This is a genomic window from Mesorhizobium sp. KACC 23794, from assembly GCF_052180275.1.
Lineage (GTDB): Bacteria > Pseudomonadota > Alphaproteobacteria > Rhizobiales > Rhizobiaceae > Kumtagia.
This window is the reverse complement of the sequence record NZ_CP197465.1, coordinates 2,209,863-2,232,026: the sequence shown is the minus strand read 5'-3', so window position 1 is coordinate 2,232,026 and position 22,164 is coordinate 2,209,863. Positions and strand designations below refer to the sequence as shown.

Annotated in this window: 20 protein-coding genes; 7 read left to right on the top strand and 13 right to left on the bottom strand. The window is 63.7% G+C overall.

Going from position 1 to position 22,164, the window contains the following annotated elements; all coding sequences use genetic code 11:
* The first annotated feature begins 206 nt into the window (after positions 1-206).
* From ACSBOB_RS10950 to groL, 3 genes are all read left to right on the top strand, one after another.
* The gene (locus ACSBOB_RS10950; protein WP_442582425.1) at positions 207-2,111 is read left to right on the top strand and encodes a pilus assembly protein TadG-related protein; all 1,905 of its coding nucleotides are present in this window, start codon (positions 207-209) and stop codon (positions 2,109-2,111) included.
* A 278-nt stretch (positions 2,112-2,389) separates the two neighbouring features.
* Positions 2,390-2,686, top strand: a complete 297-nt coding sequence (groES, locus tag ACSBOB_RS10945; protein ID WP_349006755.1) for a co-chaperone GroES — start codon at positions 2,390-2,392, stop codon at positions 2,684-2,686.
* A 103-nt stretch (positions 2,687-2,789) separates the two neighbouring features.
* Positions 2,790-4,436 carry a chaperonin GroEL gene (gene groL / locus ACSBOB_RS10940; protein ID WP_442582424.1) on the top strand — a complete coding sequence of 549 codons (1,647 nt, stop codon included), beginning with the start codon at positions 2,790-2,792 and terminating at the stop codon, positions 4,434-4,436.
* Positions 4,437-4,671: 235 nt separating this feature from the next.
* Here the strand turns inward: groL and ACSBOB_RS10935 are convergent, their stop codons facing one another.
* Complete coding sequence (locus tag ACSBOB_RS10935) at positions 4,672-5,331, bottom strand: glutathione S-transferase family protein (protein ID WP_442582423.1); 660 nt, start codon at positions 5,329-5,331, stop codon at positions 4,672-4,674.
* 486 nt (positions 5,332-5,817) lie between these two features.
* Here ACSBOB_RS10935 and ACSBOB_RS10930 point away from each other — a divergent pair, with 486 nt between their 5' ends.
* Together ACSBOB_RS10930 and fumC are read left to right on the top strand one after the other, a co-directional pair.
* Positions 5,818-6,369, top strand: coding sequence for a DUF805 domain-containing protein (locus ACSBOB_RS10930; RefSeq protein WP_442582422.1), 552 nt, complete (start codon positions 5,818-5,820; stop codon positions 6,367-6,369).
* Between the two features lie 237 nt (positions 6,370-6,606).
* Positions 6,607-7,998, top strand: a complete 1,392-nt coding sequence (gene fumC, locus ACSBOB_RS10925; RefSeq protein ID WP_442582421.1) for a class II fumarate hydratase — start codon at positions 6,607-6,609, stop codon at positions 7,996-7,998.
* A 301-nt stretch (positions 7,999-8,299) separates the two neighbouring features.
* Here fumC and ACSBOB_RS10920 read toward each other — a convergent pair whose 3' ends face one another.
* From ACSBOB_RS10920 to ACSBOB_RS10910, 3 genes are all read right to left on the bottom strand, one after another.
* Positions 8,300-8,737, bottom strand: a complete 438-nt coding sequence (locus ACSBOB_RS10920; protein WP_442582420.1) for a DUF1489 family protein — start codon at positions 8,735-8,737, stop codon at positions 8,300-8,302.
* An 82-nt stretch (positions 8,738-8,819) separates the two neighbouring features.
* Positions 8,820-10,220, bottom strand: a complete 1,401-nt coding sequence (locus tag ACSBOB_RS10915) for an L-serine ammonia-lyase (protein ID WP_442582419.1) — start codon at positions 10,218-10,220, stop codon at positions 8,820-8,822.
* Between the two features lie 177 nt (positions 10,221-10,397).
* Positions 10,398-10,526, bottom strand: a complete 129-nt coding sequence (locus tag ACSBOB_RS10910; RefSeq protein ID WP_442582418.1) for a hypothetical protein — start codon at positions 10,524-10,526, stop codon at positions 10,398-10,400.
* Between the two features lie 328 nt (positions 10,527-10,854).
* Between ACSBOB_RS10910 and ACSBOB_RS10905 the strand changes: the two genes are divergently transcribed.
* Entirely contained in the window at positions 10,855-11,568 is a 714-nt protein-coding gene (locus ACSBOB_RS10905; RefSeq protein ID WP_442582417.1) for a DUF599 domain-containing protein, read from the top strand.
* Between the two features lie 40 nt (positions 11,569-11,608).
* Here the strand turns inward: ACSBOB_RS10905 and ACSBOB_RS10900 are convergent, their stop codons facing one another.
* From ACSBOB_RS10900 to ACSBOB_RS10860, 9 genes are all read right to left on the bottom strand, one after another.
* Positions 11,609-12,406: a YdcF family protein gene (locus ACSBOB_RS10900; protein ID WP_442582416.1), complete on the bottom strand. Its 798-nt coding sequence runs from the start codon at positions 12,404-12,406 to the stop codon at positions 11,609-11,611.
* Positions 12,407-12,695: 289 nt separating this feature from the next.
* On the bottom strand, positions 12,696-14,264 hold the full coding sequence (locus ACSBOB_RS10895) for an amidase (protein ID WP_442582415.1): 1,569 nt from the start codon (positions 14,262-14,264) through the stop codon (positions 12,696-12,698).
* On the bottom strand, positions 14,265-14,729 hold the full coding sequence (locus ACSBOB_RS10890; RefSeq protein WP_442582414.1) for a GNAT family N-acetyltransferase: 465 nt from the start codon (positions 14,727-14,729) through the stop codon (positions 14,265-14,267).
* 5 nt (positions 14,730-14,734) lie between these two features.
* Positions 14,735-15,022 (bottom strand): Asp-tRNA(Asn)/Glu-tRNA(Gln) amidotransferase subunit GatC, encoded by a 288-nt coding sequence (gatC, locus tag ACSBOB_RS10885; RefSeq protein ID WP_442582413.1) that lies wholly within the window; start codon positions 15,020-15,022, stop codon positions 14,735-14,737.
* A 210-nt stretch (positions 15,023-15,232) separates the two neighbouring features.
* Positions 15,233-15,718 (bottom strand): acyl-CoA thioester hydrolase/BAAT C-terminal domain-containing protein, encoded by a 486-nt coding sequence (locus ACSBOB_RS10880; protein WP_442582412.1) that lies wholly within the window; start codon positions 15,716-15,718, stop codon positions 15,233-15,235.
* 865 nt (positions 15,719-16,583) lie between these two features.
* Entirely contained in the window at positions 16,584-17,669 is a 1,086-nt protein-coding gene (locus ACSBOB_RS10875; protein ID WP_442582411.1) for a Gfo/Idh/MocA family protein, read from the bottom strand.
* 270 nt (positions 17,670-17,939) lie between these two features.
* Positions 17,940-19,091 (bottom strand): ABC transporter substrate-binding protein, encoded by a 1,152-nt coding sequence (locus ACSBOB_RS10870; RefSeq protein ID WP_442582410.1) that lies wholly within the window; start codon positions 19,089-19,091, stop codon positions 17,940-17,942.
* Positions 19,092-19,165: 74 nt separating this feature from the next.
* Complete coding sequence (locus ACSBOB_RS10865; protein ID WP_442582409.1) at positions 19,166-20,014, bottom strand: ABC transporter permease; 849 nt, start codon at positions 20,012-20,014, stop codon at positions 19,166-19,168.
* A 10-nt stretch (positions 20,015-20,024) separates the two neighbouring features.
* Positions 20,025-20,837: an ABC transporter ATP-binding protein gene (locus ACSBOB_RS10860; protein ID WP_442582408.1), complete on the bottom strand. Its 813-nt coding sequence runs from the start codon at positions 20,835-20,837 to the stop codon at positions 20,025-20,027.
* 309 nt (positions 20,838-21,146) lie between these two features.
* On the opposite strand from ACSBOB_RS10860, the gene ACSBOB_RS10855 reads away from it, so the two are divergent.
* Positions 21,147-22,091: a MurR/RpiR family transcriptional regulator gene (locus ACSBOB_RS10855; protein ID WP_442582407.1), complete on the top strand. Its 945-nt coding sequence runs from the start codon at positions 21,147-21,149 to the stop codon at positions 22,089-22,091.
* The last annotated feature ends 73 nt before the right edge of the window (positions 22,092-22,164 follow it).

The following is a 22,164-nucleotide window of genomic DNA, read 5'->3' as shown; positions in this document are numbered from 1 at the left end:
CGGCGGAACGCCACGGCCCGCAGTTACCCGATACCAAGCCGGATACGCCGATCGGCCCCTCCCCCTGAAACGACCGTCGGCTGCCTTCTGTGCCGGTGGTTAACCCAGGCTGAATCAATCCCGCAAACTTTAACCATCCCGGCAGACGGGATGTTCAATCATTCATGCGACCATCCTCCAAGAAAAACGATAAGCGGATGCGTTCAATGTTCCGGAAATTCTGGTCAGACCAGCGCGGCAACTTCGCCATGATGACCGTTATCTGCATGGTGCCGCTCCTGGGCGGGTTGGCCGTCGCGATAGACTATGCAGAGATGACCCGCGAACGCACGCAAACCCTCAATGCGCTCGACGCGGCCGGCATCGCCAGCGCCCGTGTCTATCTCGCCGGCATGGCCGATGCGGATGTCAGGATATACGCGGAGAACTTCTTCAAGGCCAATCTGAACGGGGTGGATCCCGACAAGGCCACGCTGACGATTGTGCTGCCAAAGGAGAATGTCGGCGGCGGCACGCTGAAGCTCAAGGCGGTCATGGAGTACGACCCCTATTTCCTGCCGGCGCTGACCAGCCTGCTCGGCAATAAAGCCGTGACGACCGTCAATTTCACGGAAACCTCCGAGATCAAGCTGAAGAACACGCTGGAGGTTGCGATGGTTCTCGATAACTCCGGCTCGATGTCCGAGAAGGGCGGCAGTTCCAGCCAGGTTCGCATGGACCTGCTCAAGGCGGCGGCGAAGGAACTCGTCACCACGCTTTCCGCCCAGTCCGAGCAGATGAAGCAGGTGCCGAAACCGGTGCAGTTCTCGCTGGTGCCGTTCGCCGCGTCCGTCAATGTCGGGCCGGACCACCAGACCGAAACATGGATGGACCTGGACGGCATTTCACCGATCCATCACGAGAATTTCGACTGGACGACGATGAAGACCGCCAACGCCAACAAGAGGGTGGAGGCGGCTGGCGGCGTCTACTACAAGAAGGGCACCGCCTGGGGCACGCAGGAGAACCAGAAGGTCACGCGCTTCACGCTTTACAAGGAAATCCTGCGTTCGTACAAAACCTGCACCGCCTATAACAACAATGGCAGCTGCAAGACTTGGTCCGCCCTCACCACCGGTCCATTCGCCGACTGGAAGGGATGTGTCGAAGCTCGCCCCTCGCCCTATGACGTGAACGACGCCGCTCCGTCTAGCGGCACGCCGGCGACGCTGTTCGTGCCGATGTTCGCGCCGGATGAGGCCGATCCCATCCGGTCCTACAACAATTGGTGGCCCGACGTTCTCAGCGACACGAATGTGAAGCGGCAGAAATACATGCCGAAGTATTTCCCGACGTCAGCTCCTGAAAAGGATGCGGAGACTTTCCGAACCGCCACCGACAAAACCCTCATCGGCCCCAACCAGAGCTGCACGACGACCGCCATCACCCCGCTCACCGACGTGTCGACCGCAGCCGGCAAGACCGTCATCAACAACGCGATCGACGCCATGCAGCCGCTCGGCGCCACCAACGTCCCCGAGGGCATGGCCTGGGGCTGGCGGACGGTCTCCAGCACCGCGCCGTTCACCGGCGGCCGGGCCGAGACGGAAAAGGGAAACGACAAGGTCGTCATCGTCGTTACCGACGGCGCCAACACCTATTACACGCCGGATTCGCTCGGCGATGCGAACGGAAATGCCTATTCGGACAGCACGGGCAACAAGTCGATCTACTCGTCGATGGGCTATGGAAAGATGGTCGTCGACACCACGAAGACCGGGCGCATCTTCCAGGGCACCAGCACCGCCGTGCCCAAGACCACCTTCACCAACACCAACTACACCGCCGCCATGAACGAGCATTTCAAGGCGCTCTGCAACAATGGAACCTTCTCCCGACTCGACGCCAATGGGAATCCCAACGGGGGAAGGATCATCGTCATGACCGTCGCTCTCGATCTGGACGCGAAGAAGACGGCGGAAAAGCAGCAGATCGACCTCCTGAAGGCATGCGCCTCGCCGTCGCGCATCGACAAGAACAAGGTGCTGTTCTGGAACGCCACCGGTGCCACCCTGAATGTGGTGTTCGAGGAAATCGCCAACGAGCTTTCGAACCTGCGCATCGTCAGCTGACCGGCCGGACCGGCCCTCATGCAGATGCCCCGCCGGCCGGCGGGGCATTTTTTGCGTTGCGGGCGACAGCGCCGGCAAAGCCGTCCGCGGCGTCCGGGACAAGCGCAAAAATCGATCTGAAATCGGATGATCCCGGCATTGCCCGGTTCTTGACATCGCAAGGGACAGGGCCTATCTCCGCGCCACGTTAGCACTCGCCCCAAGTGAGTGCTAATCGCGATCCGGTCAGACCGGATGGAGGAAACCCTTTCAACATCCGCATTCAGGGATAGTCAATCATGGCAAAGTCGAATTTCCGGCCGCTGCATGACCGAGTGGTCGTTCGCCGCGTCGAATCCGAAGAGAAGACCAAGGGCGGGATCATCATCCCGGACACCGCCAAGGAGAAGCCGCAGGAAGGCGAGATCATCGCCGTCGGTTCGGGCGCTCGTGACGAGGCCGGCAAGCTGGTGCCGCTGGACGTCAAGGCCGGCGACCGCATCCTGTTCGGCAAATGGTCGGGCACCGAAGTGAAGCTCAATGGCGAAGACCTTCTGATCATGAAGGAATCCGACATCATGGGCATCATCGGCTGATCTGAAGCTCGGGCAATCGGCAGTGGGCAGTAGGCAGTAATTTGCCGAGCCCTTGCTGCCTACTGCCTACTCCCTACCGCCTCAATTCCGAAGGAATTCAAAAATGGCTGCCAAAGACGTAAAATTCTCCCGCGATGCCCGTGAGCGCATGCTCCACGGCATCAACATCCTCGCCGACGCCGTGAAGGTCACGCTCGGTCCCAAGGGCCGCAACGTCGTCATCGACAAGTCGTTCGGCGCCCCGCGCATCACCAAGGACGGCGTCACCGTCGCCAAGGAAATCGAGCTTGCCGACAAGTTCGAGAACATGGGCGCGCAGATGATCCGCGAAGTCGCGTCCAAGACCAACGATATCGCCGGCGACGGCACCACCACCGCGACCGTTCTCGCCCAGTCGATCGTGCAGGAAGGCCACAAGGCCGTCGCTGCCGGCATGAACCCGATGGACCTGAAGCGCGGCATCGATCTCGCCGTGACCGAAGTCGTCACCGCTCTCGGCAAGGCCGCCAAGAAGATCAAGACTTCTGAAGAAGTCGCCCAGGTCGGCACCATCTCCGCCAACGGCGACGAGTCGGTCGGCAAGATGATCGCCGAGGCGATGCAGAAGGTCGGCAACGAGGGTGTCATCACCGTCGAGGAAGCCAAAACCGCCGAGACCGAGCTGGAAGTCGTCGAAGGCATGCAGTTCGACCGCGGCTACCTCTCGCCCTACTTCGTCACCAACCCGGACAAGATGGTTGCCGAGCTGGAAGACGCCTACATCCTGCTCCACGAGAAGAAGCTCTCCAACCTGCAGGCCATGCTGCCGGTGCTGGAAGCCGTCGTGCAGACCTCCAAGCCGCTGCTCATCATCTCGGAAGACGTCGAAGGCGAGGCTCTGGCCACGCTCGTCGTCAACAAGCTGCGTGGCGGCCTGAAGATCGCCGCCGTCAAGGCTCCGGGCTTCGGCGACCGCCGCAAGGCCATGCTGGAAGACATCGCCATCCTGACCGGCGGCCAGGTCATCTCCGAAGACCTCGGCATCAAGCTCGAGAATGTCGGCCTCAACATGCTCGGCCGCGCCAAGAAGGTGTCGATCTCCAAGGAGAACACCACCATCGTCGACGGCGCCGGCAAGAAGGCCGAGATCCAGGGCCGCGTCGCCCAGATCAAGCAGCAGATCGAGGAGACCACCTCGGACTACGACAAGGAGAAGCTGCAGGAGCGTCTGGCCAAGCTGGCCGGCGGCGTTGCGGTCATCCGCGTCGGCGGTGCGACGGAAGTCGAAGTCAAGGAGAAGAAGGACCGCGTTGACGACGCGCTGAACGCCACCCGCGCTGCGGTGGAAGAAGGCATCGTCGCCGGCGGCGGCGTCGCCCTGCTCCGCGCCTCGGCCAACCTGAAGGCCACCGGCGCCAACTCCGACCAGGCCGCCGGCATCGCCATCGTGCGCCGCGCGCTGCAGGCTCCGGCCCGTCAGATCGCCGCCAACGCCGGAGCGGAAGCTTCGATCGTCGCCGGCAAGATCCTCGACAACAAGGGCGCGACCTACGGCTACAACGCCCAGACCGGCGAATATGGCGACATGATCGCCATGGGCATCGTCGACCCGGTCAAGGTCGTACGCACCGCTCTGCAGGACGCCGCTTCGGTCGCCGGCCTGCTGGTCACCACCGAGGCCATGATCGCCGAGGCTCCGAAGAAGGACGCCGCGCCGATGGGCATGCCCGGCGGCGGCGGCATGGGCGGCATGGGCGGCATGGATTTCTAAGTCCAGCCAACCAAGGCTCTGTGAATGCGGAAGGGCGGCCGAAAGGCCGCCCTTTTTGCATCGACAATCCGCCTGGAGAAAAATTCACAAAATCTGGAACCCTTTTGCCGACGGCGCATTATTGTGATGTCCAAGGCAGTTCAATAGACGGCCAAAGACAAAAAGACGCCTCCAGCACTGTCAAAGGTGCGGGAGGCGTTTTTCGTTGTGCGAAAAAGTTTGGCGCGACCCGCGTTCAATCCTGTTCGTGCGGCCCGGGCTCCGGCCAGGGCTCCTTCGCTGCTTCGGCGTACCAGTGGCGCATCGCCGGCGTGTCCAGCACGGCGTCGACATAGGCGCGGATGTCGGGCTCCAGGTCGCCGCCATAGGTGTCGAAGCGGGTGACGACGGGTGCGTACATGGCGTCGGCCGCGGTGAAATGGCCGAACAGGAAAGGTCCGCCCTGCCCGTATCTTTCCCGACATTCGCGCCAGATCGCCTCGATGCGGCGGCGGTTGTCGTCGCCTTCGCCCTGCATCGCCTTGTGAGCCTTTGGACGGCGCAGGTTCATCGGCCAGCCATAGCGCAATTCGCGAAATCCCGAATGCATCTCCGTCGCCACCGAGCGCGCCAGGGCGCGGGCTTCGATGTTGGCCGGCCACAGCCGCTTCTCGGGGAAGAGATCGTTGAGATATTCGAGGATCGCAAGGGTTTCCCATATGATCCTGCCGTTGTGAAGCAGTACCGGCACCTGCCCTGTCGGCGAAATCTTGGCGAGGTTTGCCGCCGTTTCGGGCCTGCGTAGCCGCACGAACTCCTCGCGGAACGGAATATCGAGATGCCGCATCGCCACCCAGGGGCGCAGCGACCAGGACGAGAAACATTTGTTGGCGATATAGAGGACAAATTCGCTCATGATCTCTCCGCGCCGCCCGATATCACCAGCAATCCCTTGCCGGCCGGGCCTCTCGTCTGGTTAGCCCACCGCGTGCCGCCCGGCAACGCCGCCAGGGATCGCCGGCCCGTTCCGGTCTGTCCAAACGCAAAACCGTTTTCCGCAAGGACCTGCGGAACCCTCCGCCTCCCCGCGCATTCTTGGAATGTGCAGCGGCTATTCCAGATGACGAGTCGGAAGGATGGCCAATGTTACAAATCGCCTCGCCGGAGCCCTCACCGGCGGGGCGGTTTTCGTTTGGAAGAGCGCCGCTTCGATCGGCGACCAACGAGCCCTCCCAAGCGTGGATTCTAAAATCAAGAAAATTGCATAAAATCCTATATTGATTGGAAAACGGATAGTAACGATATTTTCTTCAATATTTTGTCTGCTTAAATCCACGATGACAAACTAACCAAATCTTCGCAGTCCCTCCTTATTTCTTGCCCGTGGCTTGAGGGCAGAGAGATGAATTTCTTTTTTGGCATCCAGGGGCGCATCGGACGCCTTCAATGGTGGGGCGCGCAGCTCATCATTTTCGTGCTCCTCGCCACACCCTTCTTCATCGTCGGCATGGGCGTCAGCGACATGAGCGAGGAGCGCATCAGGCAGGTCTTCGCCAGCAACGGGCTTGCCCTCATCATCATGTTCCTCGCCTTCTATGTGCTTGCCGTGTGGATGAACGTGGCCGTGACCGTCAAACGCTACCACGACCGCAACAAGTCGGGATTCTGGTTCCTGATCGTCTTTATCCCGTTCATCGGCGGTATCTGGCAGCTCGTCGAGTGCGGTTTTCTCAGCGGCACGGGCGGCGCGAACGATTTTGGCCAGCGCGGCGGCGGCAACGCATTCGGCGAGTATCTTGACAATGGCGACCCGGAACCCGGCCCGCTTCGCCGGCAGCGCGAGGAGCCGGCACGCCAGCGGCAGGCAGCCGCCTCGCCGGTCGCAGCCCCGCCAGCGACGCGGCCGGCGGGCAGGCACGGCTCGACCGGTTTCGGCCGGCGCGGCCTCTCCTGAGACGCATCCCACAACCGACCGGCATGCCGGCGCGGCCTCTGGCGGCCGTGTCGGGACGTCAAGCGGGTGGCTTCGTCCAGGCCGGAAATCCGCCGTCGCCAGGTGTGATGCCACGCTCGCGGCGAACGTCGGAGCTTCAATCGATTAGGCTTCCTGCCTTTCCATTCTCCGCTTGAAGCCCGTTGTGCGACGCGATACGCCAACCGCGAAAACGCCGGCACAGGGAAACAAGACGCGATGAGCCAGACCAGAACCGAGACCGACACCTTTGGCCCGATCGAGGTCGCCAGCGACCGCTACTGGGGTGCACAGGCGCAGCGTTCGCTCGGCAACTTCAAGATCGGCTGGGAAAAGCAGCCTCTGTCGGTGGTCCGGGCGCTTGGCATCGTCAAGCGGGCGGCGGCGGAAGTGAATATGGATCTCGGTCGGCTCGATCCGTCGATCGGCAACGTGATCGTCGACGCCGCGCAGGAAGTCATCGACGGAAAGCTCGACGCGCATTTCCCGCTGGTCGTCTGGCAGACCGGCTCCGGCACCCAGTCCAACATGAACGCCAACGAGGTGATCTCGAACCGGGCGATCGAGATGCTGGGCGGCGTCATGGGTTCCAAGAAGCCGGTGCACCCCAACGACCACGTCAACATGAGCCAGTCGTCGAACGACACCTATCCGACGGCGATGCACATCGCCTGCGCCGAGCGCATCGTCCACGACCTGCTGCCGGCGCTGAAACATCTGCACGCAGCACTCGACGCAAAGGCCAAGGCGTTCGACCACATCATCAAGATCGGCCGCACCCACACGCAGGACGCGACTCCGCTGACGCTCGGCCAGGAGTTCTCCGGCTATGCCGCGCAGGTCGCCTCGTCGATCCAGCGCATCGAGCTGACGCTGCCCGGCCTGCAGGAGCTTGCCCAAGGCGGCACGGCGGTCGGCACCGGCCTTAACGCCCCGGTCGGCTTCGCGGAAAAGGTCGCCGAGCGCATCGCGGCGATCACCGGCATCGGTTTCGTCACCGCCCCCAACAAGTTCGAGGCGCTGGCCGCGCATGATTCGATGGTGTTTTCGCACGGCGCGATCAACGCCGCGGCCGCCGCGCTGTTCAAGATCGCCAACGACATCCGCCTGCTCGGCTCCGGCCCGCGTTCCGGTCTTGGCGAACTCTCGCTGCCGGAAAACGAGCCCGGCTCGTCGATCATGCCGGGAAAAGTCAACCCGACGCAGTGCGAGGCGCTGACCCAGGTCTGCATCCAGGTCATGGGCAACAATTCCACCATTACCTTCGCCGGCAGCCAGGGCCATTTCGAGCTCAACGTCTACAACCCGCTGATGGCCTACAATTTCCTGCAATCCGTACAGCTGATGAGCGACGCGGCCGTCTCCTTCACCGACAATTGCGTGGTCGGCATCGAGGCGCGCGAGGACAACATCAAGGCCGCGCTGGAGCGCTCGCTGATGCTGGTCACCGCGCTGGCGCCGACAATCGGCTACGACAATGCCGCCAAGATCGCCAAGACCGCCCACAAGAACGGCACCACGCTGCGCCAGGAGGCCGTCGGCGGCGGCTATGTCAGCGACGCCGACTTCGACCGCCTGGTGCGCCCGGAAGACATGACGCATCCCGGCTGATGCCGGCTGGATGTCCCTTTCTCGCCTGCGGATAGGGATATCACACAAGGCGCTGCGGGGGATTTTTCGGATACCGCCGATGCCAGCCATCCTTTGGGAAGGCCGGCATCGGCCAATGCGGCCGGAATTTCGACATAGGAGCGGCAGCCCGCTTCCTGATGGGCGGAGAAATCCTCCTGCAGGCAGACGATGCTGCGGCGGACCTGGTCGACCCACAGATTGCACGGGATGCGGAACATCCAGGCGTCGAAGTCTCGCGGTTGTCGACGCAGGTGTCGAGACGCGGCAGGAACGGTCCGCCTCAGAGCAGCCCGAGCGCCGCCAGTTCCTGCCTCAGATGCGGCGGCATTTCCATGAGGCCTGCCCTGCCCTTGCCTAGGTCGGCCGGCGCGTCGGCGGGCTTCAAGTAACGCCAGCCCTGGAAGGCGCGGCGCGGCTGCCACTCGGTGCGCTCGACATGCGGGTCGAGCACGAGATGGCAGCGGCCGATGCCTTCGTCATCGGTGAACGGGCGGATTTCCACGAGGCGCTGGCGGCACTGCACCTGCGCCTTGATGACCCAGTAGAGCGAGCCGCCGTCGATAAGTTCAGCGGCGCGCGTCGGCACCATGCGGGTGGTGTGATAATGCTCGACCGGCTCGCCGGCCCGCCGCTTTTCGTCGAGGCGGAACTCGATCCACTCTTCCAGATCCTCGACGCTGTCGCAGCCGACACAGAGTTTTATAAGATTGAGCGCCATGGTTTTCATGGTTTAGCGCACGGGGCACGACGGTCAACGGCAGAGCGCGTTCTCCACAGGCCCCTTCGTCGAAAACAGCCGTTCAGCACTCCACGACATTGACCGCCAGCCCGCCGAGGCTGGTCTCCTTGTACTTTTCGCTCATGTCGAGGCCGGTCTGGCGCATGGTCTCGATCGCCGCGTCGAGCGGCACGAAGTGCTTGCCGTCGCCCTTGACCGCCAGCGAGGCGGCGGTGACCGCCTTCACGGCGCCCAGCGCATTGCGCTCGATGCAGGGCACCTGCACCAGCCCGCCGACCGGGTCGCAGGTCATGCCGAGGTGATGCTCCAGCGCGATCTCGGCGGCGTTCTCCACCTGCTCCGGCGTGCCGCCCATGACGGCGCACAAGCCCGCAGCCGCCATCGCGGAGGCCGAGCCCACCTCCCCCTGGCAGCCGACCTCGGCGCCGGAGATCGAGGCGTTGGTCTTGATGATGCCGCCGACGGCAGCGGCCGTCAGCAGGAAGTCGCGGATGCTCGGCTGGTCCGCCTCGGGGTGAAAATGCAGCCAGTAGCGCAGTACGGCCGGCAGCGTGCCGGCGGCGCCGTTGGTCGGCGCGGTGACGACGCGGCCGCCGGCGGCATTCTCCTCGTTGACCGCCATGGCATAGACCGATAGCCAGTCATTGGCGAGCAGTGGGTTCGGCCGGTTCTGGCGCCACTCCTCCTCCATCTTCTGGTGCAGCATTTTTGCACGCCGGCGCACCTTCAGCCCGCCCGGCATGATGCCCTCCTGCGCCAGACCGCGCTCGATGCAGCCGCGCATCGCGCTCCAGATGGCGTCGAGCCCTGCGTCGAGCTCTTCGCGCGGCATCTGCGTTTCTTCGTTGGCCCGCTTCATCTCGGCGATCGACAGGCCGCTCCTTTCGGCCATCTTCAGCATCTCGGCAGCGTCGGCGAAGGGATAAGGCACGCGCGGGCCGCCGGCTTTGGCGGAGCGGCCCTTCATGCGCTGCAATTCTTCCTCGGAGACGACGAAGCCGCCGCCGACCGAATAATAGACGCGGCGCAGGATCAGGTGGTCGTCGGTATCGTAGGCGTAAAAGGTCATGCCGTTGGCGTGGCCGGGCAGCGGCGTCTTCCGGTCGAGCACGAGATCGACAGCCGGGTCGAAGCGATAGGACGGGTGGCCGGGCGGCGAGACACGCTTGTCCGCCTTGATCGTCTCGATCTGCGCGTCCGACTTGTCCGGGTCGACCGTGGTCGGCGTCTCGCCGGCGAGCCCGAGGATGACCGCGCGGTCGGAGCCGTGGCCGATGCCGGTGTAGGCGAGCGAGCCGTGCAGGCTGGCGCCGAGCCGTCCCACTTTGGTGCCGGCCGGACGCGGCCAGTCGTCGCCTGCGACCTCGTCGAGGAAACGCCTTGCGGCCGTCATCGGCCCCATCGTGTGGGAGCTGGAGGGGCCGATGCCGATCTTGAACAGGTCGAAGACGGAAAGAAACAAGCGGGATGCTCCGTGTCCGGTCGTGCGAACTTTCGCGCACCGGACCATAGATATCGGTCTTTTATGGCCTGCGGACTAGGCCCGCTCCGAAATCCGCTGTGCAGGCCGCGACATGACGCCCTGAAACGCGAAAAGGCGCGGTCTCCCGCGCCCTTTCGGTATTGCCCCAGGTGCCGGTCAGCTTGCGGCCAGAACCGCCGCCGTCTCATGACCTCCGACCAGCCAGGCCAGCAGGAGGATACCCGCGAAGCCGATGACCACCTTTGTCGTCAAACCCCAGCAGGACTTCTGAATTCCGTCGTCCATGATTTTCCCGTCATTGCCGGCCTGGAGCGGGACGGTCGTTTCGCCGCCTTGTTCCCCGGACCGGAGCCGATGCTGAATACGATTTCGGACGTGCCTTCGCAACTGCAAAAATGGCAGAAACATGGCCGGGTGCGGTTCCCCTACGGGAGCAGATCGCCGGCATTTTAATCAAATCAAGGCATTACCGCTCATTTACCGTAAACGAAGCTTTCACCGATACGGCGGTTTTGCGGCATCGGCGAAGAACCCTGGCTGCTCGCAGTCATCACTGCAGAAAATCTGGCTGCTTCTATTTTGCTCGAGCCGGCTGCCGCACTAGACTGCCTGCATGGCCGAATCGCTGATCCTGTCTCCGGCGGATTTCGCCGCACTCGCCGTCTTCCTCGCTGTATGGGTCGTCCATGCGCTGGCGGCCAACGGCCATCTGGTCAGGCGCGTGTCGCTGACTGCCGCCATGAACGCCCAGCGGCTGGCCTGGATGCACACGATGGGCCGGCGCGAGCTGCGCATGATCGACACCAGCATCATGGTAGGTTTGCAGCAGGGGACGGCGTTCTTCGCTTCCAGCGCGCTGATCGCGCTCGGCGGCTGCTTCGCCCTGCTCAGGGGCGCCGACAATGTGCTGATGATCGTCAACGACCTGCCGATCGCCGCGCAGCACTCCCGCCAGGCCTTCGAAGTCAAGGTGGTCGGGCTGATCGCCATCCTCGCCTATGCCTTCTTCAAGTTCGGCTGGTCGTATCGCCTCTTCAACTACTGTTCGATTCTGGTCGGCGCCGTGCCGATGCACCGCGACAGCCTTGACGATCCCTCGGAGATGGAGGCGGCGATCCAGCGCGCGGCGCGGATGAACATGCTGGCCGGCTCGCATTTCAACGCCGGTCTGCGCGGCATCTTCTTCTCGATCGCCTATCTCGGGTGGTTCCTGAGCCCGATCGTCTTCCTGTCCACCACCTTGCTGCTGTTCGCCGTGCTGTTGCGTCGGCAGTTCTTTTCGGAAGCGCGCAGGGTGGCGTTGGGAAAAGAAGGCAGTGGGCAATAGGCAGTCGGGTGTAAAATCCCTACTGCCGACTGCCTGTTCGCTACTGCCCACTCTTTGGAAACGGCTCGTCGATGCGCCCCGACAGCCAGTATGCAAAAAGCCCGATCCATTCGCGGATGCCGAGCGTCGTCGCCTGCAGCGAATCGATGGCGTTGTCGGCGAAGAACAGGCTTTCCCGGCCGGAAGTACGATAGTCGACCGGCCAGGGAACCGCGGCAAAATCCGCCTTGCGGAACAGCGCCATGGAGCGCGGCATATGGAAGGCCGAGGTGACCAGCAGCCAGGTCTCTCCGGGTTTCGGCGTCACCAGCCTTTTGGTGAAGACGGCGTTTTCATAAGTGTTGCGGGACTGGTTCTCCAGCACAAGCCGCGCCGGGTCGACGCCCAGCGCCGTCAGCAGGCGCGGCGCGGTGGCGCCATCGCCCTCGCCTTCCAGGAACAGCGTGCCGGTGCCGCCGCTGACCACGATTCGCGCCTGCGGATAGCGCCGCGCCAGCACCGCCGTCTCGATATAGCGGTCGCCGCCGGCATTCACCTCGTAGCCGCCGCGCACCAGGTTGATCGACCCCTCCAGCCCGCCGCCGAGCACTACGATGCCGTCGACCTTTTGGGGCGCCGGGTTTGGACGGGCAAAGCGTTCCTCAAGCGGGTTGAGCAGCGCCTGGCCGAAGGAAGTCCATGTTGCCACTGCAAGGACAAGGAAAGCAGTGCCTGTCCCCGCCGCCATGAGCCCTCGGCGGCGGAAGAGGCCGGCGAGCAGGCCCGCAACCAGCAGGAAGATCGCCAGATTCAGCGGCTGAACGAAGAACCAGAAGATTTTGGAGAGGAGAAAGAACACGGCTATCAGCTATGTTCGACCAGAATCTTCTGCGAGCCTATTCGAAAAACTGAAGTACCTCGATATGAAGGGCCATCAACAGTAAATCGCGCCGGATGGCCGTCAACAATCAACAGAGCCGCTTGGTCGATCGAAGAAGGTCGCGGATCGATCAAATCGTCGGTACGTCTCGCTCCGGGTACCTTTTTGTATATCGGAAAGGTGCCGTCCTCGTATTGTATAAGTTCGTACTCGTGCACCTCGGTATGTCCACGAGGAACGGTTCTGACGATCACTCGCGAGACTGTCATTACCACCACTTCTCCGGCTTGAACCGCCCGGCGGCCTGCTCGATGACATGCGCCGTCTGGAATAAGGTCTCCTCGTCGAACGGTCTTCCGATGAGCTGCAGGCCCAGCGGCAGGCCCTTGGCGTCGAGGCCGGCGGGCACCGCGATGCCTGGAAGGCCGGCCATGTTCACGGTGACGGTGAAAATGTCGTTCAGGTACATCTTCACCGGGTCGTTCGCCATGTCCTCGTCGGCGATGCCGAAGGCCGCCGACGGCGTGGCCGGCGTCAGGATGACGTCGACGCCGGCGTCGAACACCGTCTCGAAATCGCGCTTGATCAGCGTGCGAACCTTTTGGGCCTGCAGGTAATAGGCGTCGTAATAACCTGCGGAGAGCACGTAGGTGCCGATCATGATGCGGCGCTTGACCTCGCGGCCGAAACCGGCGGCGCGAGTCTTTTCGTACATGTCGATGATGTCTTTTCCAGGCACGCGCAGGCCGTAGCGCACGCCGTCGTAGCGCGCGAGGTTGGACGAGGCTTCGGCCGGCGCGACTATGTAATAGGCCGGAAGTGCGTATTTGGTGTGCGGCAGCGAGATGTCGACGATCTTTGCACCCGCGTCCTTCAGCCAGGCGATGCCCTTCTGCCACAGCGCCTCGATCTCTTCCGGCATGCCGTCGACGCGGTATTCCTTCGGGATGCCGATTTTCATGCCTCTGATCGGCTTGCCGAGCGCGGCCTCGTAGTCCGGCACGGGCATGTCGACGGAAGTCGTGTCCTTGGCGTCGACCGAGGCCATCGACTTCAGCATGATCGCGGCGTCGCGCACGTCGCGGGCGATCGGGCCGGCCTGGTCGAGCGAAGAGGCGAAGGCGACGACGCCCCAGCGCGAGACGCGGCCATAGGTCGGCTTGATGCCGACCGTGCCGGTGAATGCCGCCGGCTGGCGGATCGAGCCGCCGGTGTCGGTGGCCGTCGCCGCGGCGCAGAGGAAGCCGGAGACGGCGGTCGCCGAACCGCCCGACGATCCGCCTGGCACGAGTTGCACGTTGTCCAGCGCCTTGACCTGCCGCGTTCCGCCGCCGCCCGCGACGAAACCGCCCTCGCCCATATGGGTCGACGGCGTGACCAGCATCTCGGTGCGCTGGCGCCGCCACGGGTTGACGACGGGGCCGTAGTAGGACGTCTCGTTGGACGAGCCCATGGCGAACTCGTCCATGTTGAGTTTTCCGAGCATCACCGCGCCATCGGCCCACAGGTTGGACGTGACGGTCGATTCATAACGCGGCTTGAAGCCGTCGAGAACGTGGCTGCACGCCTGGGTATGCACGCCCTCGGTGGCGAACAGGTCCTTGATCCCCAGCGGAATGCCTTCCAGTGCGCCGGCCTCGCCCTTGGCCAGCTTCGCGTCGGAGGCTTTTGCCATGTCCCGCGCCTTGTCGTGGGTAACGGCGACATAGGCGTTGAAGGTCGAATTGGCGGCGTCGATCGCCGCGAGATAGGCGTCGGTCAGTTCCGTGGAGGTGATCTCGCGCGCCTTCAGTTTTGCGCGGGCCTCAGCAATGGTCAGTCCGGTGAGCTCGGTCATTTAGGACAGCTTCTTTTCGTAGAATCGGGAATGGCCGGAATCGGGATAGTCGAGCACCGCGCCGCAGGTGGTAAAGCCGCCGCGCTCATAGACGCGATAGGCCGGCTCGAAGCCCGGCGCCTCGCCGGTTTCCAGTACCAGGCGGGAAATGCCCTTTTCACGCGCCAGGGTTTCGACCTGGCCGAGCAGCGCAGCGCCGACGCGCTGGCCGCGAACGGCGGGCAGCGTGTACATGCGCTTGACCTCACCGACACCGTTGCCGTGGTCCTTCAGCGCGCCCATGCCGACAGCCTGCCCGCCGTCGCGCGCCACGAACAGGGTCACCGTCGGCTCGGCCATCTGCTCGACGGTGAGCTGGAACTGGAATTCGCGCGGCGTCAGCGGGATGAGATAGGCGTTCAGCTCGGCCACGAGGGCTCGGACATCATCCTGCAGGGGTGTCTCGACGGCGATATCGACCGCCACGGCGCTTACTCCACGACCTTGGGCACGAGGAAGAAATTCTCGGCCGTCGCGGGCGCGTTGGCGACGATGTCGGCAGCCTTGCCGCCGTCGGTCACCGCGTCCTGCCGCTTCTTCATGGCCATCGGCGTCACCGAGGTCATCGGCTCGACGCCGGTCACGTCGACCTCGTTCAGCTGCTCGACGAAGCCGAGGATGGCATTGAGCTCGCCGGTCATGCGCTCGGCGTCCGCATCGTCGACGGCGATGCGGGCAAGGCGCGCGACGCGCTTCACGGTGGCGATATCGACGGACATTTGTTGCCTCGGCGGACGATGGAAAACGGCGAAGTCCGGGCTATAGCGGCGCGCCGCGCGCCGCGCAACCGGAGACGGAGCGATCGGCCCCACACCGTATGGCCGGAAGGTGCCTGGAGCGGGACAACGGACGAAGAAGCGCCGCCGGACGCGGCGGCTCATCTCGCGGCCATTGTGAGCGTACCAGAGGCACGGCGGGTGGCGGTGGTGCTATTGCAGATGCGCGGTTGCGAACGTCATCACGCTCCGCCGCATCGCGGGGCTCTCCTGGTGGCCGGTTTCGACCTCGCGGTGGAGCACGAGGTGTTCGGCGGCGCCGGCCTTCCGATAGGCTGCGGCGAGTTGCGAAAAGGCCGGTTCGAAGGCATGCGGCGGGGTCAGCGGGTCGCGGTCGCCGATGCATACGAGTTGCGGGCGCGGCGCGATCAGCCCGGCGATCTCGCCATTGCCGGCGACATCGAGCAGGCCCGGGATCGTCAGATAGATGCCGTGCAAATCATGCGCGCCGGTCAAGGTCAGTTCGCCGAAATCGGCGAAGCAGCAGAGATGCATGACGCAGGCAAGCTGCGGCTCCACCGCCGCCAGCCAGTAGCCGAAGGTGGCGCCCATCGAGATGCCGAAAACGCCGATGCGGGCGGGATCGACATCCGGGCGCGCCGCGAGATAATCCAGCGCCGAGAAAAGCTCGCCGAACATTTTTCCAGCAAGCGAGCGCCCCGCCAGAGCAGCGCCTTCGCCATCGCCTGCTCCTTGTTCGCCGAGCGGTCGCCGAAACACGGCAGGTCGATGGCCAGCGTCGCATAGCCGGCGCGCGCCAGCACAGGCCCCAGCGGCGATTGCAGCGCCGACCTGCCCCCCACTAGTTCCGAAGCGCCGATGTCGTAGCGGTCGCCATGGGCGTGGATATAGAGAATGGCCGGCAGCGGCCGGTCGTTCTTCGGCGCTACCCTCACCCCTGACCCTTCCCCACAAGGGGGAGGGGAACCGGCTGGCATCTCCGCCTGGCGCCAATTGTCGACGGTTCCGGCTGGCGTAGCCCCCGCAAAGTCCCCCTCCCCCTTGTGGGGAGGGGTTAGGGGGTAGCGTAACTGCCGCCGGTCGCGTGAGGAGACCGCGCACGCTCTCGCCATCCGCGGTGACGAAGGAGAGGGTTTCGATGGTGAAGCCGTCATCTTGCCGCGTAGCGCTGCGGGTGAGGCGGAGCGGATGCTGGCCGATTTCGAACAGGCGGCGGAGTTGGTCAGCCAGCATCATAGGTACTCCGGCAATCAAGAGCGGGCGGCAGAGCCGTCCGGCGACAGATTTCAACCGTCCGCGCCGCCCCTCACTGTCCTGCCGGACATCTCTCCCCGCAAGCGGGGTGAGAACGGCTGCCGCCGATGTTTTCGCCAATCGCCGACGTTGGAGATTGGCGAAAGCGGTAAAGCTTGGCCATCTCGCCCCGTTCTTGCGGGGAGAGATGTCCGGCAGGACAGTGAGGGGCGGCGCGACCGGTCAATCGCGGTGAGCGCCACGACAGCCGGTCCGCCGTGCAAAGCCGGTTGGCGGCGCCGCCGTCAGTTCACGCCAGTTCGATCGCCTTCTTCTCCGCGATGCTCTGTTCGGCCGCCAGAACGATGCGCAGCGAGTTGACCGCGGCGTCCATGGATTCCGACAGGTCGAGATCCTCCTGGATCGCCTTGAGGAAAAACGCCTGCTCGCGGTCGCAGAGTTCCTGGTGGCCGGGCTCGTCGGTCATCGAAAAAACCTCGTCCGGCTTCGACCAGTTCTTGTCCTTGTCGACGGCAGAGTGATGGATTTTGATCGCGTCGGTCTTGGTGTGCTTGTCGATATCGGCGGAATCGGAAAGTTTTTCGGCATCCGTGACGCTGCCGCCCTGGTTGGCGACGATCGACACAGCGCCGTTCGGGCCGACCACATCCTTCACGAAGAACGCGACCTCGCTCATCATCGGCCCCCAGCCGGCCTCGTACCAGCCGACCGAGCCATCATCGAAGGTGACGTGCAAATGGCCGTAATTGTCCTTGTCGGCCTCCGCCCAGAGTTTCGCGCCGATGCCGTGGACGCGCACCGGCTTGGCGCCGGTAAGCTGGCACATGACGTCGACGTAATGCACGCCGCAGTCGACAATCGGGATCAGCGAGTCGATCAGGTTCTTGTGCCAGTGCCAGGCCGGGCCGGAAGACTGCTGGTTGAGGTTGAGCCGCATCACCAACGGTTTTCCCAACGTCTTGCCCATCTCGATGAACTTGATCCAGGACGGATGCACGCGCAGGATGTAACCCAGCACCAGCTTCTTATTGGCGGCGCGAGCAGCGGCAACCACCTTTTCGGCGTCCTCGATATTGGTGGCGATCGGCTTCTCCATGAAGACATGGCAGCCGGCGTCGAACGCCTTCAGCGCGTATTCGGCATGGGTGTTCGGCCAGGAATTGATCGACACCGCGTCGGGTTTTGCTTCCTTCAGCGCCTGGTCGTAGTCCTCATAGAGCGGGTAGTTTTTCAGCTCGTCGGGGATTTTCTTGCCCTTGATCGAGCGGCTCATCAGCCCGACGATCTCGAACCCCGGATTGCGATGATAGGCGCTGGCATGGGACGCGCCCATGTTGCCGAGGCCGACGACGAGGATTTTGATTTTGTCCGGCATGGAACCTCCCGAATGACTACATGACAGCGGTAGCGCTGGCTGGAACACCCCTCATCCGCCTCGCTTCGCTCAGCACCTTCTCCCACAAGGGGAGAAGGTGGAGCTTGGCAAGAGCCGCACGGCTAATCACCGAACTTGGCAATTAGCCGAGGCGCTGGAGCCCCGCCACCTTCTCCCCTTGTGGGAGAAGGTGCCGAGCGCAGCGAGGCGGATGAGAGGTGTTCCAGCGTGACCGTCCGCCTCAGAAATCGCGAAACCTTGCGATCTTCATCACACCGCGTCGTCGAACATATGCGCCCGCACGTTCTCGACGTCGATCGCCGCGAACGCATCCGTGAGCTTGTAGGCGTCCGCGTCGGCCTTGACCTTGGCGTGGTCGAAATCGTTGGCGGGTTTGATCAGGTCGTTGGTGCAGACGTCCTCGGCCTTCACCGCTTCCTTGATCTGGCCGAGCTTCAGCGTCAGGTCGAAGAACTGCTGCCAGCTCGACATGTCGTGGGAACCCCAGCCCTCGCGCTTGTCCATGTCGCCGCGGAAGACGTTGTCCTGCTGCAGCAGCGAGGTGGTGCCGAGTTCCGGCCCGGTGTTCTTGGCGAAGGCCGGGAACTGCTCGAACACGGCCTCGACGGCTGCACGCGGATTCTGATGGGCGAATTCGAGGCCCATCGCCCAGCCGCGCAGGTATTGTTCCAGAAACGCCTTCTTGTCCGGGTCTTCGAGGTCGGCGGCGCGCACGACGAAGGTGTTGGCCGGCAGCTTCGATTTCTGCACGCCCAGCCAGTAGTCGAACTTGAGGCCCGTCGCGATCCACTCCGCGCGCAGGCCTTCCCAGGAGAGCGCCGCGTCGCCCTGGCCGCTCGCCATTGCCGTACCCCATGTGGGCCAGCCGGCCTCGACATATTTTATCTTGGTGACGTCCACGCCCTGCGCGGCGAGCATCGGGTCGGTGATCGCCTGCCAGGCGGCGGAACCGAGCAGCACCGTCTTGCCCTCAAGGCCCTTCAGGTCGGCCATGCCCTCGCCCTTGCGGAAGGCGATGGAAAAAGTGTCGCGCGCGCCCATGTGGAACACGGACTTGAGCTTCATGCCGTTCTGAAGCGCGAAGGAGAAGATACCGGGCGACGGAAAGCCCATATCGGCCTGGCCGACATCGACGAACTTCACCGTCGCAGTGCCGTCCGACGGGCCGGGCTGCATGTCGGTATTCAGGTCGCCGAAATAGCCGGCCTTCTTGGCGACCCAATAGGGATAGTCGTCGAGCACTTCCAGCGTGCCGCGCGGCGAGATCCACGTGAATTTCTCGTAGCCTGCGGCATTGGCCCGCAGCGCCGAGCCGCCGAACGCAGTGGCGGTGACCACGCCGGCGCCGGTCACCTGGAGGAAAGTTCGGCGGGTCATTCCGCCGGCATTGAAGATCGTCATGTCAGTCTCCCATTGTCGTTGACGCTTGCAGTCTTGTCGTTCGGGCTGCTGGCCGGCGCGTGGCTTCCGCTCTTTTACGCCTCCCAGCTCGCCCACTTCTTGCCGATGAAAAAGAACAGGATGTAGATCAGGATGCCGAGGATCGAGAGCAGCAGCACCACGGCGAAGAACTGCGGCATCTGGATCATCGACGAATAACTGGTGAGCCGGTTGCCGAGGCCGAAGCCGCCGCCCACCATTTCCGCGCCGACCGCGGTCAGCAGGCCGAAGATCGCGCCGATCATCAGCCCGACCAGGATCATCGGCAAGGCCATCGGCGCGCGGATCTTCCAGAAAATCTGCAGCGTCGAGGCGCCGTAGGAGCGGGCGAGCGCGATCTTGGCGCTGTCGACGCGGCGAAAACCTGTCGCGGCGTTGATCATCACCATCGGCCCGGCGGCCAGCGCCACGGCGATGATGCGCGGTGTGTAACCGAAGCCGAAGCGCAGGATGAGCAGCGGCACCAGCGCCAGCATCGGCGTGGTGACGAGCAAGAGGATGTAGGGCGCGACAATCTTTTCGGCGAAGGGGAACTGGGTGATCACAGCCGCCAGGATCAGCCCGATAATCGAACCGATGGCGAAACCCGAGACCAGTTCGACCAGCGTGTAGCCAAGATGCGGCGCGATCAGTGGGAATTCGTCGAACAGCGCCCAGACGATCAGGCTCGGCGCCGGCATGATGTATTGCGGCACCTCGAACCAGCGCAGTGCGAACTCGGCGCCGCCGACGATGACGAGAGCGACGGCGACGATCGCCAGAATGTCGGTGGCGGACCTGATGCCCGGACCGCTGGAGAAGGCGGACAGATTGGTGAGGCTGACGTCGCCGCCCTCGCCTGACTTGGATTTCTGGAATTCCGGGATGGCGTCGCTCTGGCTCATCTCGAAACCCTCAGTTCACGGCCGCGGCGACGGGTTTCGCCTTGCTGCCGATGCGCCCGCCGACGATGTCCATCTTGATGGCGTTGGTGAGGTCGAAGACCTCCTTCGTCGCCATGATCTCCAGTGAGCGTGGCCGCGGGAACGGGACCGGATATTCCTTGGCGACGCGGCCCGGGCGCGGTGTCAGCACCACCACGCGGTCCGACAGGAAGATCGCCTCCTCGATCGAATGGGTGATGAAGACGATGGTGGTCGGCGCGTCGAGCCAGATCTCCTCGACGAGCCGGTTCATCTCCTCGCGCGTAAAACTGTCGAGCGCGCCGAACGGCTCGTCCATCAAAAGCACCGAGGGTTTCAGCGACAGCGCCCGCACGATCGCCGCGCGCTGCTGCATGCCGCCGGAAAGCTCGCGCGGGAACTTGCCGCCGAACCCTTCCAGTCCGACGCGGCGCAGCAGATGCTGGATCCACTGCTTGTCCGGCTTGCTGCCCTTGATCTCGAAGGGGAAATTGATGTTGGCGTCGAGATTGCGCCAGGGCAGCAGGTTGGCTTCCTGAAAGACGATGCCGATATCCGGGTGCGGCCCGGTAATCTTCTGGCCATCCAGCGCGATCTCGCCGGCCGAGAGCTTGTGCAAGCCCGACATCGACCACAGAAGCGTGGTCTTGCCGCAGCCGGAAGGGCCGACGATGGAGACGATTTCGTTGGCGCGGACGTCGAGATCGCAGCGGTCCAGCGCCAGCAGGTCGCCGGAGGCCGTATTGTAGATCTTGGTTGCAGAGCGCACACCAAGCTTCGGCTTTATGGCATAGCCCGCGTTCATGCGTCCTCGGAATTCGCGCGGTGAACCCTGGATCACCTGCCCGCAAAATCAGTCTGTAACTATCCTACTTTTCTGTCAAGCGGTCACAACCGCATGGTTGGAACCGAGCACCAGAAATTTTATATCTTATTGTTATCGCTTGATTTTATAACGCATTGCAATGCATGTTGCTTTCCTACATACTTTTCCCGTATCGAGCTGCGCACGGCCTCGCCAAGACCTGCCCGCGCGCCTCGATCGCAGGTCGCGAAACGCATGGGCGGCACGAAGCCGGCACGGCGGAATCCGTGGCAGGAACGAGAGCACGGCATGGTCGAAGCGGACGGCGAAGGATGGCGGGGCAGCAGCGAGTTCGACGCGCGCGACCATGCCAAGCACATTCCCGACATCATCTCGCTGGTGAAGGATTCTTACGGCGAGTTGCGGCCGGCCGAACGCCGGGTGGCCGACGTGGTGCTCGACGACGTGAAATTCGCGGTGGATGCTTCCAATGCCGCGCTGGCCGAGCGTGCGCAGGTAAGCGAACCGACAGTGACACGGTTCTGCCGGGCCATCGGCTGCGAGGGGGTTCGCGACTTCAAGCTGAAGCTGGCGCAGAGCCTGGTCGTCGGCGCGCTCTATCTGAACAAGCCGCCGCCCGCCCCCGCCGGCGACAACGGCATGCCGTTCTGGAGCGCCGTGTTCGGCGAGGCGCGGCTGGCGCTGCAGGAGGCCGAGCGGCAGATCGACCCGGCCCAGCTTGAGAAAGCGGCCGAACTGATCGCCAAGGCGCGGCAGGTCGCGGTGTTCGGCCTTGGCGGCAGTTCGTCGGCGTTGGCGCAGGAGACGCAATACCGCCTGTTCCGCTATGGCGTCACGGTGAGCGCCCACAACGACCCCTATGTGATGCGCATGACCGCCTCGACGCTGAAACCCGGCGACCTTGTGATCGCGATCTCGGCTACGGGCCGCACCCGCGAGGTGGTGGAGGCGGTGGAACTTGCCCGCCATTATCGTGCCAACGCCGTCTGCATCACCGCGCCCGACACCGATCTCGCACGCGCCTGCGATGTCAGGCTGACGGTGGCGGTTCCCGAATATCCCGACACTTTGAAGCCAACGGCCTCGCGTTTCGCCTTCCTGGCGGCGATCGACCTGCTGGCGGTGGCGACAGGCTACAAGCTCGACGGCCCGGCGCGCGAGACGCTGCGGCGTATCAAATACAACATCCAGACGTACAGGGCCGGCAAGGAGATGGAGCCGCTGGGGGATTGAGCGGTGACCCGGCCGAGACGTTGTCGTTCCCTGACTGGGTGTATCGGTTATCGATCCGCCAAGCTGGAACACC